Origin of the sequence: Pseudomonas taeanensis MS-3 (assembly GCF_000498575.2) — a bacterium.
Lineage (GTDB): Bacteria > Pseudomonadota > Gammaproteobacteria > Pseudomonadales > Pseudomonadaceae > Aquipseudomonas > Aquipseudomonas taeanensis.
The window spans coordinates 324,914-338,720 of the sequence record NZ_AWSQ01000009.1 but is presented as its reverse complement, the minus strand read 5'-3'; the positions used below and the strand labels follow the sequence as shown (position 1 = coordinate 338,720).

Below are 13,807 nucleotides of genomic sequence, written 5' to 3'. Positions count from 1 at the left end.
TTTACTCGTCAGCGCCCTTATCGATCACTTTGCGACCACGGTAAACACCTTCCGGCGATACGTGGTGACGCAGGTGAACTTCACCGGTGCTCTTCTCAACGGACAGAGCGTTACCCTCAAGGGCGTCGTGCGAACGACGCATGTCGCGGGCGGAACGGGATTTTTTGTTCTGCTGAACAGCCATAACTAATTAACTCCTAAACGTTTGGGTCACGCTTTAACTGTGCCAATACACTGAACGGGTTGGACCGCGTTACCTCGTCCTCACTCGACTCGGGCTCTTCGAGGCCGGCCGGTTGCTGGCAATCTTTTGGGTCATGGGCCGGAATAATGGGCAAGGCGAGCAACAGCTCCTCCTCAACCAACGCCAGCAGATCCAAGGGTTCCTCACCCAACTCCAGTACGTCATAGCCTTTCGGCACGGACTGGGTATTCGCACCCTCCTTCACCACAGCGTAATCACACGCGCTTTGGATCGGCAGAGCGACCAGCTCCAGACAACGCTGACAAACCATACTGACCTCAACCGCGAGCTCACTATGGAAAACCACAGCGTTACGCTCGTCGCGCTCGAAGAAAAACTTCGCACGCACCATACCGTGATTATCGGCAAGCGGATCGCAAAGTCGCTTTAAATCGGCAAGCGGCACCACACCCTCAAGGATGGTAGTGCGATCAGCCAATTTGCGCGGATCAACGTGAGGTGGAATCGGACCATTCGACATAGGCGCCGCATTCTAGGGATGAGACCACCCCCTGTCAAAGGAAATTCAGCCTGTCCAGCACCCAGACCAACCGCTAAAATCGCCACCCTATATAAGGAGAAGCCCATGCTACCCCTGGTGCTCGCATCCAGCTCACCCTACCGCCGCAAATTACTGTCGCGCCTGCGCATCCCTTTCACTTGGAGCGCACCCGCAATAGACGAAAGCCGCCAGCCCAATGAAGACGCTCACAACCTGGTTCGTCGACTAGCCGAAGCAAAGGCACAGGCACTCAGCGCAACACACCCGAAGCACCTGATCATCGGCTCAGATCAAGTCGCCGTGCTCGACCGACAGATCCTCGGCAAACCCCACACATTCGAGCGCGCCCTCGAACAACTACAGGCCGCCAGCGGCAACAGCGTCACCTTCCTGACGAGCCTCACCCTGCTCAACAGCGAGAGCGGGCTCCACCAGACTGACTGCATACCCTTTACCGTGCACTTCCGCGAACTGTCGGAAGCGCAAATCACTCGCTACCTGCAAGCCGAACAGCCTTACGACTGTGCAGGCAGCTTCAAAGCCGAAGGCCTGGGTGTCAGCCTGTTTCGCCACACCGAAGGCTCTGACGCCAACAGCCTGATCGGCCTACCCCTGATCCGCCTGGTGGACATGCTGCACGACGCCGGCATCGACATCCCATGACACCTTCCGATAACCCACCCTATAAATGAAGAAGCCCGACCAAGGCCGGGCTTCCACAGACTTTAGTCGAACCTAGCGCAATGCAGGCCCTTGAAAGCCCATCCAGATAGCCAGATGCTCGGCAACACTCGCACCGAGCTTTTTCGCAAACCGGTCAAAGGAAGATTCCTGCACCGTGAAATCAACCAGCTCTTTTTCGCCGATCACTTCTCGCGCTACGTAACTGGTGTTACCCAGCGCGTCAACCAAGCCGAGCTTTAATGCCTGCTCCCCCGACCACACCAACCCCGAAAACAGCTCAGGGTGCCCATCAACCTTCAACCGTTCACCACGCCCCTGCTTGACGCTGTCGATAAACTGGCGATGCGTGGTCTCCAGAACCCCCTGCCAGAAGCGCGCCTCTTCCTCCTTGGGCGGCTGGAACGGATCGAGAAAGGCCTTGTGCTCACCCGAGGTGTAAACCCGACGGTCGACACCCAACTTTTCCATCACCCCGACAAAACCAAAACCGGCAGCCGTCACCCCGATAGACCCGACCAAGCTGGCCTTGTCGGCATAAATCTGGTCTGCCGCACTGGCGATGTAATAAGCACCCGAGGCACCGAGGTCACTGATCACGGCATATAGCTTGATCGCCGGATATTCCACACGCAGCCGGCGAATTTCATCGTAGATATAGCCCGACTGCACCGGACTGCCACCCGGGCTGTTAATGCGCAGGATCACACCCTTGGTATTGGCATCTTCAAAAGCCGCACGCAGACTGCCGACAATATTGTCGGCACTGGCGGCCTCCTGATCAGCGATCATTCCGCGCACCTCAATCAGCGCAGTATGGCTGCCACTACCCGCAACACCTTTCTGCAGATTGAACAGCGGGGCAAGTAACGCAAGCCCAGCAAACAGGTACACAACGACCAGCAACTTGAAGAATATCCCCCAGCGTCGAGCTCGACGCTGCTCTTGCACACTAGCCAGCAGGGCTTTCTCCAGCAACTTCCAACTTCTATCGTCACCCTCTACCGCCGCCGATGCTTTCCATTCATCCGCCATAACCACCCACCTCAACTGGTTGCCCATCTGCGCACCGCTCAAGCCAAGCACGCAACTCCATAAAACTCTCTATCGCCAGCTTAGGCTCATGCTCACGCAAGGCCGCCAAAGACATTGCGCCGTAACCAACCGCCACTGAGTCAATCCCAGCACGCCGCGCCATAAGCAAATCGAAGGATGAATCACCCACCATCAAGGCCTGATTCGCCGCGACACCACAATGCGCCAGAATTTCTTCCAGCATAAGCGGGTCCGGCTTGCTCGCTGTCTCGTCCGCGCAGCGAGTGGTATCGAAATAATTCAACCACCCCTGCCCTGCCAGCACCCTCTGCAATCCATGCCGCCCCTTACCCGTCGCCACTGCCAAGCGGTAACCTGCAGAACGGAATGCCTCCAGCGCCTCGGCGACCCCTGGAAACAAGGCTGACGGCTCCTGCTCAAGAGCCAGATAATGCTCACTGTAGCTGTGGCGAAAGCGCTCGACGCATGCCGATTCGACAAGCTCCGGATACAGGCTATTAATCGCCTCAGGCACTCCGAGCCCGATAATGCCTTTGACTCGAGCATCGCTTCGTCGCTCAAGACCGCACGCATCGGCCGCGCAATGCATCGCCTCGACGATACGACCGATTGAATCGACCAAGGTGCCATCCCAATCGAAGATCAGCAGTCGATAATCAGACACTCAGACGCTCCAACGTGCGCGCCCACACCTCATCGACCGGCGCCTCCAACCGCAACTCACCACCATCCGGCAAGGGTACGACCAACTCATAAGCATGCAAAAACAGACGCTTGCCACCCAGCTCACGAATTTCGCGAGTAAAGCCGTCATCACCGTACTTGCTGTCACCCGCAATGCAGTGCCCAGCATGCTGAGCATGCACACGAATCTGGTGAGTACGACCGGTCACCGGCTTGGCCTCCACCAGAGTGGCGAACTCGCCAAAACGGCGCAGCACGCGAAACAGAGTCAGCGCCTCCTTACCCTCATCATTAACCTCAACCATGCGCTCCCCTGAGCGCAGATTGCTCTTCTGCAAGGGCGCATTGACTCGCTTCTTGGCGGTTGCCCAGTGGCCGCGCACCAACGCCATATAACGCTTGTCCACACCATCGCCGCGCAGGGCCTCATGCAAATGACGCAACATGCTGCGCCTTTTGGCAATCATCAGCAGTCCAGAGGTGTCGCGATCGAGACGATGCACCAACTCCAACTCCTTGGCATCTGGACGCAACTGGCGAAACGCCTCGATGACCCCATAATCCAAGCCACTGCCACCATGCACAGCAATACCGGCCGGCTTATTCAGCACAATCAGCGCCTTATCTTCATACACCACTGCCGCCTCAAGCCGCGCAAGCAGCCCGTGCGCCAACGGCGCCGGCTCGTCCCGCTCAGCCAGACGCAAAGGCGGCACGCGAACAATATCGCCGGCCTGCAACTTATACTCTGGCTTGATCCGACCTTTATTCACGCGCACTTCGCCTTTACGCAAAATGCGGTAAATCAATGTCTTGGGCACACCCTTGAGTCGAGTGCGAAGAAAGTTATCGATACGCTGGCCGGCGAGTTCCGGCGCAACCTCGAGCAGCTGAACGCCGGAGGTTGGAAGGGCAGGAGTTGTCATCCGGCGATAATAACAATTTTTATGGATTTGAAGCACTTAATCATTACTGCTATAGTCGCGAACGCCGCCAAAAGCGGCCTGGTTTGCGGATGATCGCCAAAACTGCCATCCCCAACCAACGCAACCCATTCAGGACGCGAGGCCGTCCGACGGGTTCTTCAGAGATTGAAAGGCCGCGAAGGCCCCTCGAAGAGTTCGGAAATAAAGCCTTAACACATAGATGCGCAGCCATCCCCATTGGACGGTTGCGATAAATGCCAACCCGCTACGGATTCTGCGAGCGGCACAAGATTTTCAGCGATACGTGTAGGGTGGAGATGTACAACTGCTGGTCTGCGTAGCAATTAGCTTTACCAAGACGCTTTATCTCGTCCGCTACCAGCAATTGATTCCTCCTCCTGACTTAGTGCTTTCTGTCACAACAGCGAGCAGGAGACGTCCGTCGCGGCCCAGCCCAATTGGCTGACCGTCGCTTGACACTGAAACGCTTTACGACCGTTTCTGACGCGCCTGACACCGACCCTGAGAGTCGTGTGTGCCGAACGCCGCTTCCGGAAGCACCGGAAACCGACGGTACTACATGAAAAGAATGCTGATTAACGCAACTCAACCCGAAGAGTTGCGCGTTGCTCTGGTCGACGGCCAACGCCTGTACGACCTGGACATCGAATCGGGCGCCCGCGAGCAGAAAAAGGCCAACATTTATAAAGGCCGCATCACTCGCGTCGAGCCTAGCCTCGAAGCCGCCTTCGTCGACTTCGGCTCAGAGCGCCACGGCTTCCTTCCCCTCAAAGAAATCTCCCGCGAGTACTTCAGCAAGGCTCCCGAAGGGCGCGTCAATATCAAGGACGTGCTTAAAGAGGGCCAGGAAGTCATCGTTCAGGTCGAAAAAGAAGAGCGTGGCAATAAGGGCGCAGCCCTGACCACCTTCATCAGCCTGGCCGGCCGTTACCTGGTACTGATGCCGAACAACCCGCGCGCCGGTGGCATCTCCCGCCGCATCGAAGGCGAAGAGCGTAATGAACTGCGCGAAGCGCTGAACGGCCTCAACGCCCCGGTGGACATGGGCCTGATCGTACGCACCGCCGGCCTCGGTCGCTCCAGCGAAGAGATGCAGTGGGACCTCGATTACCTGCTGCAACTATGGGGCGCCATTAAAGAGGCCTCGCTGGATCGTGCCGCGCCTTTCCTGATCTACCAGGAAAGCAATGTGATCATCCGCGCCATCCGCGACTACCTGCGTCAGGACATCGGCGAAGTGCTGGTCGACAGCGTCGAAGCACAACAGGAAGCCCTGAGTTTCATCAACCAGGTGATGCCGCAGTACGCCAGCAAGATCAAGCTGTATGAAGACAGCGTTCCGCTGTTCAACCGCTTCCAGATCGAAAGCCAGATCGAAACCGCCTTCCAGCGCGAAGTCAAACTGCCGTCCGGTGGTTCGATCTTTATCGACCCGACTGAAGCCCTGGTCTCGATCGACATCAACTCGGCCCGCGCCACCAAAGGCAGCGACATCGAGGAAACTGCCCTGCAGACCAACCTCGAAGCTGCTGAAGAGATCGCCCGCCAGTTGCGCCTGCGCGACATCGGCGGCCTGATCGTCATCGACTTCATCGACATGACCCCGGCGAAGAATCAGCGCGCCGTGGAAGAAAAAGTCCGCGAAAGCCTCGAAGCTGATCGCGCCCGTGTACAAGTTGGTCGGATCTCGCGTTTCGGCCTGCTGGAAATGTCGCGTCAGCGCCTGCGTCCCTCGCTGGGCGAAAGCAGTGGTATCGTCTGCCCTCGCTGCAACGGCCAAGGCATCATTCGCGATGTCGAGTCGCTGTCGCTGGCAATCCTGCGCCTGATCGAAGAAGAAGCCCTGAAGGATCGCACCGCCGAAGTTCGCGCCCAGGTGCCAATCCCGGTCGCCGCGTTCCTGCTCAACGAAAAGCGTAACTCGATTACTAAAATCGAACTGCGTACTCGTGCGCGCATCGTGATCCTGCCGAACGATCACCTGGAAACGCCCCACTTCGAAGTTCAACGCATCCGCGACGACAGCCCTGAAGCCCAGACCAATCAGTCCAGCTACGAAATTGCCACGACTGAAGTGGAAGAGGTCGTTGAGACCAGCGCTACCCGCACCCTGGTACGCCAGGAAGCGGCAATCAAAACCGCACCGCAGCGCACCGCTGCACCAACACCGGTCGAGCCAGCCTCCCCCGTAGCCGCTGAGCCGCAGAAAGCTGCGACCGAACCCAGCCTCTTCAAAGGCCTGGTCAAGTCACTGGTTAGCCTGTTTGCCGGCAAGGAAGAAGAAAAGCCCGCACCAGTTGTAGAGAAGAAAGCCAGCGAGCGCCCACAGCGCAATGATGAGCGCCGCAATGGTCGCCAGCAAAATCGCAGCCGCGGCGGTCGTCGCGACGAAGAGCGCAAGCCCCGTGAAGAGCGCGCGCCCCGCGAAGAGCGTCAGCCTCGTGAAGAGCGCGCGCCTCGCGCCCCGCGCGAAGAGCGTCAACCACGTGAAAACGTAGAGGTTCGTGAGCCACAGGAAGTCCGCCAGGCACGCCCACCACGTGAGCCGCGCGAAGGCCGCGATCGCAAACCACGCGAAGAGCGCCAACCACGTGAGCTGCGTGCCCCCCTCGACGCCCCTGAAACCGCTAGCGAAGAAGCTCGCGCAGAACGCCCTCAGCGTGAGCCGCGCCAGCCGCGCCCACCACGTGAAGAACGCCAGCCACGCACCGAACAGGCTCCTAAAGTAGAAGCCGAAGCAGAAGAAGCGCTGCCGAACGAGGAGCAACTACAGGACGAGGAGCAGGATAATACCGAAGGCGAACGCCCCCGCCGCCGTTCACGTGGCCAGCGTCGTCGCAGTAACCGCCGTGAGCGCCAGCGTGATGCCAATGGCAATCTGATTGAAAGCGCCGAAGAAGGCACTGAAAGCAACAGCGAAGCCTCGGTTCTGCCTGCCGCCGCGGCAACCGCTGCCGCCGTCACGCTCGCGAGCAGTGCAGACGCGACTGCTGAACCGACAGTGGCCGAGCAGACAACCGAGGAAGCAGCAGAGCCCGTACGTGAAGCAGCTGCAGCCGAGGCGGTCAGTAACGTCAGCAATGAAACCGCCGAAGTAACTGTGGACGTGAAAGAGGCCCAGGTTACCGAAGTCGAAACGCCGACTGCGACCGAAGCCCCTGCTAGTCAAGTAAACGAAACTGCAGCAGAGGTCGAGCAAGCGCCTGCAGAAATCGCCCATGAAGCGCAGGCCGAAGCGAGCGTTGACACCACCGCGGCTGAACCTGCCGAGGAGGCCGTAACTGCAGCCGAAGTGGCGCCGACCGTGGTCACCACCGGCGGACGCGCTCCAAACGACCCGCGCGAAGTGCGTCGGCGTAAGCGTGAAGCCGAGCGCCTGGCTCGCGAAGCAGCCGAAGCCCCGGTGCCGGTGCAAGCCGAAGCCAACGCTGAGGAAGCTAGCGAAGCCCAGGCTGAAGCAGTTGCCAATCCCGTAGCAGAAAGCCAGACCGCTGACGAAAACAGCGAGTCAGCCGAGCCTAAAGCTCAGGCTGCAACTGAGACGCCAGCCAACCAGGCTGCCGAATCAGACAGCACCGCTACCAGCGAAGCAGACGCTGAAACTGAACAGCAAGAGACTGAGCGCGCGGTTAAACCACACGCCTGAAGCTATTCAGCGACATGAAAAAAAGGGGATGCTTCGGCATCCCCTTTTTTATGTGTGTGTGTGTCCCGTCCTGAATAAGGTTTACACCTTCTGACCTATTTTCAGGAGGGCGCAATGGATTCGGGGAAAAGGCGCAGTCAGCGCGATTACACCTTGACTTTTAAATTGGCGGTTGTAGATCAAGTTGAAAAAGGCGAGTTGAGTTATAAAGACGCTCAAACCCGCTATGGCATCCAGGGTAGGTCGACAGTGCTGGTTTGGTTACGCAAACATGGTCGACAGGACTGGAGCCAAGGCGCATCCATTCGAGTTCAGAGAACCCGCGCCGTGCACAAGTCATCCACACCACTGACGCCTGAGCAGCGGATCAAGGAGCTTGAAGAACAGCTCACGATGAGCAACCAGAAGGCTCAATTTTTTGAAGCTGTCGTGAACGTTCTGAAAAACGACTACGGCGTTTCTATCGTAAAAAAGCGACCCAGCAAGTCCTCTCGCAAGGGCAAATCGAAGGCCTGAGCATCACTAGGGCTTGCCTGTTTATGGAAATTTCGCGCCAGGCTTATTACAAGCGAATCCGGGCATACGAGGCCCTCGCCCAACACGATCAAGGCGTGCTGGATTTTGTCTTGGAAAAGCGTCGCCGCCAGCCCCGGCTAGGAACGCGCAAGCTGCACCATTTACTGCATATTGAAGCTAGAACATCGCTGCAAGTCGGGCGAGATCGGTTGTTCACAATCCTGCGAGAGGCGCGTGAACTGGTGCCACGCAAACGTGCTTATCACAAAACCACCCACAGCCATCATCGCTTCCGACGCCATCCCAATCTGCTAAAAGACGGCCCAGCACAGGTTGTTGCTACGGGCCCTGAACAAGTTTGGGTCGCCGACATAACCTACCTGCCGACCCAGGAAAATGTAGCGTACCTAAGCCTGGTGACCGATGCCTTCTCACGCAAAATCGTAGGGCATCACGTGCATGAGACGTTGCACACGGAGTCGGTGCTCAAGGCTCTGAAGAGCGCTGTCAGCGAGAGAGAAACAGACCAACCTCTGATCCATCATTCTGACCGCGGCGCCCAGTACTGCTCAGACCTTTATCAGCAGTTGCACATCAAGCATGGCATTACCTGTTCAATGACCGACGGGTACGACTGTTACCAAAACGCGATGGCCGAGCGAGTGAACGGTATTTTGAAGATGGAATTCCTGCTGCGTCGGCCAAAAGACCTGGCAGAGGCTCGGAAGATGGTGGGCGAATCGGTGGCTATTTATAACGAAGAGCGGCCACATCTGGCCTTGAAATACAAAACGCCCGATGCGGTGCACCGGGCGTTTTGAGAGTGAAACAGGTGTAAACCTATTTCAGGACTAGACAGTGGCAAACCCTCAATGGGCCAACCATCAAGCCGATAGAGCTCAGAGCACGTTAGGCTCAATCTCCAACTCAAGCGAAAACCGCTGAACTATATCGGCCTGAATACGCTGCGCCAGCGCCAACAGCTGTAATCCCGTAGCCTGACCATAATTGACCAGCACCAAGGCTTGCAGCCGATGCACACCGGCATCACCCTCGCGAAACCCTTTCCAGCCAGCTCGCTCGATCAACCAGCCCGCAGCCAACTTCACCCGCCCATCCGCTTGCGGGTAGGCCACCAGGCCTGGGTATTCACGCCCCAGGCGCTGCGCCAGTTCGGCTGAAACCAGGGGGTTCTTGAAAAAGCTGCCGGCATTACCCAGCACGGCCGGATCTGGCAATTTCTCACTGCGAACCGCACAGATCGCCCGACTGACATCGACTGCAGTCGGCACATCGACGCCCTGCTCACTCAATCGCTGACGCACCGGACCGTAGTCCAGATGCAGAGGTGCCGTGCGACTCAAGGCAAAGCGCACCCGCAAAATCACCCAGCGCCCAGGCTCGCGCTTGAATAGGCTGTCACGATAGGCAAAGGCGCAGTCGCTCAGGGTAAACTCACGCAGCTCGCCAGTTTGGCGATCCAGCGCCGTCAGTCCGGCAAACACGTCCTTCAACTCGACGCCGTAGGCGCCGATATTCTGCATCGGCGCCGCACCAACCGTACCCGGGATCAGGCTGAGGTTTTCCAGCCCGACCAAGCCCCGTTGCAACGTCCACTGCACGAAAGGGTGCCAAGGCTCGCCGGCCTCCGACTCGACCAGCACCTGCTCGCCGTCGTCGTGCAATACACGAATACCGCGGCTGACCATGCGCAGCACCAACGCCTCGACATCAGCAGTCAACAGCAGGTTGCTGCCGCCGCCGAGCAGCAACAACGGCAACCCCTTCCCAGACGCATAGGCCAACGCCTCGCGCACCTGCTCATCGTTATGCGCCTCGGCAAATTCACGCGCCGATACCTCAACCGCGAAGCTGTTATGCGCCTTGAGCGAGACTCGCTCCTGCACAGACAAACTCATAGACGCCCCTTCAGCTCGACCAACAATGCATCACTGGCCTGCTCAATCAGATCCAATACCTGCTCGAAGCCCTGCTCGCCGCCGTAATAAGGATCGGGCACCTCGTCCAAGGCCAATTGATAACGGCGTAGGAATAGATCGAGCTCGGCAGAGCTGTTGTCGGGACGCAGGCTGTGCAGATGACTCAGATTGCTGTTGTCCATGGCCAGAATCAGATCGAACCGAGCGAAGTCGCTCGTCGAAACCTGGCGACCACGCAAGGTCGCGAGATCATAGCCGCGGTGCTGCGCTGCCAGCCGAGTGCGAACATCCGGCGCCTTGCCGACATGCCAGTCGCCCGTACCAGCAGAATCGACCTCAATACGATCGGCCAAGCCCGCCTCACGCAACTTGTGGCGCAACACGCCTTCGGCAGTGGGCGAGCGGCAGATATTGCCCAGACAGACAAACAAAACCCGCATCAAGCCCCCAGGAGTCGGCGCACGCGCTCGAGATCTTCCGCCGTATCGACACCAGCCGGCGGCGCTTGCAGCGCGTCAGCGACATGGATGCGCACGCCGTGCCACAAGGCACGCAGTTGTTCCAGGCACTCGGTATCCTCCAACCAGCAAGGCCCCCAGGCGACGAAATCATGCAAGAACTGTGTGCGATAGGCGTAGATACCGATGTGTCGGCGATAGGGCACATCCTGCGGTAGCTGATCGCGGCCGCTGGCAAACGCATCGCGGGCCCAGGGTAACGGAGCACGACTGAAGGTCAGCGCCAGGCCATTAAGGTCCGTCGCCACCTTGACCACATTCGGATTGAACAGAGCGGCGGCCTCCTCGATCGGCTCGGCCAGGGTGGCAATTGCCGCCTCTGGGTGAGCCGCCAGGTTGGCCGCCACCTGATCGATAATCGCAGGAGGGATCAGCGGCTCGTCCCCCTGCACGTTGACCACGATGGCGTCGGCGGCCAGCCTCAATGCAGTGGCCACTTCGGCGAGGCGATCGGTACCGGAATTATGCTCGGCGCGGGTTAACTGCACCTCGGCGCCAAAGGCCCGACACGCCTCGACAATCCGCGCATCGTCGGTCGCCACCACCACCCTTTGCGCACTGCTCTTGCAAGCCTGCTCCCAGACGCGCTGAATCATCGGTTTTCCGGCAATCTCCTGCAGAGGCTTGCCCGGCAGGCGACTGGAGGCGAAACGCGCAGGAATCACCACAGTAAAAGCTGTGCTCATTTACTTATCCAGGCGTTCGTCGACGTTGAGGGTACGCGCTTCACTTTCCAGCATCACCGGAATGCCGTCACGTACGGGAAAAGCTAGAGCATCGACCTTGCAGATCAGCTCGGTTTTATCGGCGGCAAGCTTCAACGGGCCCTTGCACAGTGGGCAGGCCAAGATATCGAGTAGTTTCGGGTCCATGGGAGGTCCTTGAAGGAAAGCGGCTGCATCGGCCGACACCAGGTGTCCAACGCCATGCAGAATTATTCGGTGCGCGACAGCAAACGGGCCAGTTGCGCATCGAACCAGGTGATAAAAGCCACAGAAGGCTCGGCATCCACCGCCAGGTACCACCAGTTCTCAGCAGCGAAAGCCCGGCACTTCACCGCGTCTTTTTCCGTCATCAGCACAGGATGCTCAGGACTGAAATCCAGCAGCTCAGGGCTGTACTGCGCATGGTCGGCAAAAGCATGGGGAATCGCCCGCCAGTTTAGCGCCTCCAGCGTATTGAAGAAACGCTGTGGATTGCCGATGCCGGCCACGGCATGCAGGTGTTGTTGCGGCGGAAAATGCGTCAGCGGGCGCTGCTCGCCACTGCGCAAATTGACCAGCACGCGGGGCCGCAAGCTGAAGGCATAGCCGTCTTCTGGATCGCTGACGGCGCCGTTGTAGAGCAATGCATCGACACTCTGCAGACGCTCGACCGGCTCCCGCAGCGGCCCGGCAGGCAGGCAGCGCCGATTGCCCAGACCCCGCGTCGCGTCGATCAACACCAATTCCAGGTCGCGAGCCAGACGGTAGTGCTGCAGGCCATCGTCACTGAGGATCAAGTCCAGGGATTCTGCTTCGAGCAACGCACGCACCGCGCGGCCACGATCCGGATCAATCATCAGCGGCACGCCACTGCGCTGCACGATCAGCAAAGGCTCATCACCTGCCACGCTGGCGGCCTGATCGGCCTGTACCCGCCATGGCAGCTGTGGCGGCGCAGCACCGTAACCACGACTGACCACCCCGACCTTCAGGCCATGCCTCTGGCAATGCTCGATCAACCAGAGAATCAGCGGAGTTTTCCCGGTGCCGCCGACGGTGATATTTCCCACCACCAGCAGCGGAACCGGAGCACGGTAAATATCCCCCTCTCCCGCCAGGAAGCGGGCGCGCTTGCGCCGTACAACTTGGCGGTAGAGCAGCTCCAGCGGGCGCAATAAGGTAAGCGCCGGATGACCGGCGTACCAGGCAGATAGCAGACGCTCGGACAACGAAGCCATCAACGAGAGGTCATCAAGGCGCAGCCTGCGCCTCGACCGTGGTAATACGCAGATGAGCAAAGCCCAGCTTGCCCGCCGCATCCATGGCCGTGATCACCGCCTGGTGTGGCGTCTTGGCGTCGGCACTGATGGTCAACGGCAGGCTGTTGTCGCCCTCTGATTCTTTTTGCAGCGCGGCGATCAAACTGTCCAGGCTACTTTTCAACAGCTGTCGACCGTTCAGCGAATAACTGCCATCGGCGGCGATCAGCACCTCCAACTGCTTCAGCTCGGTCTGTTCCGGCGGTGTGCCGCTAGCAGCTTCCGGCAGGTCAACCTTGAGCTGAGTCTCACGGGTGAAGGTGGTGGTGACCACGAAAAACAGCAACAGGATAAACACCACGTCGATCAGGGAAGCCAGGTTGATCTCGACATTTTCCCGCGGTTTGCGTCGAAACTTCACGCCTTGCCCTCTCCCAGGTCGACGTCACGATCACCCTGCACCACCTCCACCAGCTTGATCGCTTCCTGCTCCATGCCAACCACCAGCTCATCGACCCGACGCTGCAGGTAACGGTGGAAGAACAGCGCTGGAATCGCCACCATCAGACCGGCCGCCGTGGTAATCAAGGCCTTGGCGATGCCCGCGGCGAGTAGCGGCGCATTGGCCATTCCCGAACCCATGAAGGAACTGAAGATTTCGATCATGCCCAGCACGGTACCGAGCAAACCGAGCAGCGGTGCGATACCGGCGATAGTGCCGAGCGCATTCAGGTAGCGCTCCAGCTCGTGAATGACCCGCGCGGCGGCTTCCTCGATGCACTCCTTCATGATCTCGCGACCGTGTTTGGAGTTGGCCAGACCGGCGGCCAGAATCTGTCCGAGCGGGGAATCCGCACGTAACTCTTTAAGCTTTTGGTTATTCAGCTTTTTGTCTTTGATCCAACGCCAAACCTGACCGAGCAGGTGAGGCGGCGTGATGCGGCTCGGCCGCAGAGTCCACAAGCGCTCGGCAATGATGCCGACCGCAGCGATAGAGCACAGCATGATCGGCAGCATCATCCAGCCGCCAGCTTTGACCAGTTCCCACACGGTGGCACATCCCCTTTGGAAAAGTGGCGCCACTCTAGCATAGGGTCACCTCAGCGCCGA

15 protein-coding genes are annotated in these 13,807 nt (G+C 58.9%); 3 read left to right on the top strand and 12 right to left on the bottom strand.

Features of this window, described 5'->3' with window-relative positions; all coding sequences use genetic code 11:
• Position 1: 1 nt before the first annotated feature.
• Positions 2-184 carry a 50S ribosomal protein L32 gene (rpmF, locus tag TMS3_RS21795; protein ID WP_025167420.1) on the bottom strand — a complete coding sequence of 61 codons (183 nt, stop codon included), beginning with the start codon at positions 182-184 and terminating at the stop codon, positions 2-4.
• 13 nt (positions 185-197) lie between these two features.
• Complete coding sequence (locus TMS3_RS21790) at positions 198-725, bottom strand: YceD family protein (RefSeq protein WP_025167419.1); 528 nt, start codon at positions 723-725, stop codon at positions 198-200.
• A 105-nt stretch (positions 726-830) separates the two neighbouring features.
• On the opposite strand from TMS3_RS21790, the gene TMS3_RS21785 reads away from it, so the two are divergent.
• Complete coding sequence (locus TMS3_RS21785) at positions 831-1,409, top strand: Maf family protein (protein WP_025167418.1); 579 nt, start codon at positions 831-833, stop codon at positions 1,407-1,409.
• Between the two features lie 72 nt (positions 1,410-1,481).
• Here TMS3_RS21785 and TMS3_RS21780 read toward each other — a convergent pair whose 3' ends face one another.
• Genes TMS3_RS21780 through rluC form a run of 3 tightly spaced genes read right to left on the bottom strand, consistent with a single transcriptional unit; the run spans position 1,482 to position 4,093 of the window.
• A complete protein-coding gene (locus TMS3_RS21780) occupies positions 1,482-2,462 on the bottom strand; it encodes a S49 family peptidase (RefSeq protein ID WP_025167417.1) in 981 nt (326 codons plus the stop codon).
• Positions 2,452-3,147 carry an HAD-IA family hydrolase gene (locus TMS3_RS21775; protein ID WP_025167416.1) on the bottom strand — a complete coding sequence of 232 codons (696 nt, stop codon included), beginning with the start codon at positions 3,145-3,147 and terminating at the stop codon, positions 2,452-2,454. Before TMS3_RS21775 ends, TMS3_RS21780 begins: the two co-directional genes overlap by 11 nt.
• Entirely contained in the window at positions 3,140-4,093 is a 954-nt protein-coding gene (gene rluC / locus TMS3_RS21770) for a 23S rRNA pseudouridine(955/2504/2580) synthase RluC (RefSeq protein ID WP_025167415.1), read from the bottom strand. The genes TMS3_RS21775 and rluC overlap by 8 nt, the downstream gene beginning before the upstream one ends.
• Before the next feature lie 580 nt (positions 4,094-4,673).
• Here rluC and rne point away from each other — a divergent pair.
• Both rne and TMS3_RS21755 read left to right on the top strand, forming a co-directional pair.
• Positions 4,674-7,760, top strand: coding sequence for a ribonuclease E (gene rne, locus TMS3_RS21765; RefSeq protein WP_025167414.1), 3,087 nt, complete (start codon positions 4,674-4,676; stop codon positions 7,758-7,760).
• Positions 7,761-7,874: 114 nt separating this feature from the next.
• Positions 7,875-9,097, top strand: a protein-coding gene (locus TMS3_RS21755) for an IS3 family transposase (protein WP_200929743.1) whose coding sequence is annotated in 2 segments (ribosomal slippage) — positions 7,875-8,226 and positions 8,226-9,097 — 1,224 coding nt in all. Because the reading frame shifts where the segments join, the coding sequence is not laid out codon by codon here.
• 78 nt (positions 9,098-9,175) lie between these two features.
• Here TMS3_RS21755 and murB read toward each other — a convergent pair.
• The 7 genes from murB to TMS3_RS21720 form a co-directional block, all read right to left on the bottom strand.
• A complete protein-coding gene (gene murB / locus TMS3_RS21750) occupies positions 9,176-10,195 on the bottom strand; it encodes a UDP-N-acetylmuramate dehydrogenase (protein WP_025167411.1) in 1,020 nt (339 codons plus the stop codon).
• Complete coding sequence (locus TMS3_RS21745) at positions 10,192-10,656, bottom strand: low molecular weight protein-tyrosine-phosphatase (protein ID WP_025167410.1); 465 nt, start codon at positions 10,654-10,656, stop codon at positions 10,192-10,194. The genes murB and TMS3_RS21745 overlap by 4 nt, the downstream gene beginning before the upstream one ends.
• A complete protein-coding gene (gene kdsB / locus TMS3_RS21740) occupies positions 10,656-11,420 on the bottom strand; it encodes a 3-deoxy-manno-octulosonate cytidylyltransferase (protein WP_025167409.1) in 765 nt (254 codons plus the stop codon). Before kdsB ends, TMS3_RS21745 begins: the two co-directional genes overlap by 1 nt.
• Entirely contained in the window at positions 11,421-11,606 is a 186-nt protein-coding gene (locus tag TMS3_RS21735; RefSeq protein ID WP_025167408.1) for a Trm112 family protein, read from the bottom strand.
• A 62-nt stretch (positions 11,607-11,668) separates the two neighbouring features.
• The gene (gene lpxK / locus TMS3_RS21730; RefSeq protein ID WP_025167407.1) at positions 11,669-12,676 is read right to left on the bottom strand and encodes a tetraacyldisaccharide 4'-kinase; all 1,008 of its coding nucleotides are present in this window, start codon (positions 12,674-12,676) and stop codon (positions 11,669-11,671) included.
• Between the two features lie 13 nt (positions 12,677-12,689).
• On the bottom strand, positions 12,690-13,118 hold the full coding sequence (locus tag TMS3_RS21725) for an ExbD/TolR family protein (protein ID WP_025167406.1): 429 nt from the start codon (positions 13,116-13,118) through the stop codon (positions 12,690-12,692).
• Entirely contained in the window at positions 13,115-13,747 is a 633-nt protein-coding gene (locus TMS3_RS21720) for a MotA/TolQ/ExbB proton channel family protein (protein ID WP_025167405.1), read from the bottom strand. The genes TMS3_RS21725 and TMS3_RS21720 overlap by 4 nt, the downstream gene beginning before the upstream one ends.
• Positions 13,748-13,807: the final 60 nt, after the last annotated feature.

What these genes read in the sequence shown, in the direction of transcription:
- rpmF (WP_025167420.1), bottom strand. Translation starts at nt 184, where the DNA reads ATGGCTGTTCAGCAGAACAAAAAATCCCGTTCCGCCCGCGACATGCGT.
- TMS3_RS21790 (WP_025167419.1), bottom strand. Translation starts at nt 725, where the DNA reads ATGTCGAATGGTCCGATTCCACCTCACGTTGATCCGCGCAAATTGGCT.
- TMS3_RS21785 (WP_025167418.1), top strand. Translation starts at nt 831, where the DNA reads ATGCTACCCCTGGTGCTCGCATCCAGCTCACCCTACCGCCGCAAATTA.
- TMS3_RS21780 (WP_025167417.1), bottom strand. Translation starts at nt 2,462, where the DNA reads ATGGCGGATGAATGGAAAGCATCGGCGGCGGTAGAGGGTGACGATAGA.
- rluC (WP_025167415.1), bottom strand. Translation starts at nt 4,093, where the DNA reads ATGACAACTCCTGCCCTTCCAACCTCCGGCGTTCAGCTGCTCGAGGTT.
- rne (WP_025167414.1), top strand. Translation starts at nt 4,674, where the DNA reads ATGAAAAGAATGCTGATTAACGCAACTCAACCCGAAGAGTTGCGCGTT.
- murB (WP_025167411.1), bottom strand. Translation starts at nt 10,195, where the DNA reads ATGAGTTTGTCTGTGCAGGAGCGAGTCTCGCTCAAGGCGCATAACAGC.
- TMS3_RS21745 (WP_025167410.1), bottom strand. Translation starts at nt 10,656, where the DNA reads ATGCGGGTTTTGTTTGTCTGTCTGGGCAATATCTGCCGCTCGCCCACT.
- kdsB (WP_025167409.1), bottom strand. Translation starts at nt 11,420, where the DNA reads ATGAGCACAGCTTTTACTGTGGTGATTCCTGCGCGTTTCGCCTCCAGT.
- TMS3_RS21735 (WP_025167408.1), bottom strand. Translation starts at nt 11,606, where the DNA reads ATGGACCCGAAACTACTCGATATCTTGGCCTGCCCACTGTGCAAGGGC.
- lpxK (WP_025167407.1), bottom strand. Translation starts at nt 12,676, where the DNA reads ATGGCTTCGTTGTCCGAGCGTCTGCTATCTGCCTGGTACGCCGGTCAT.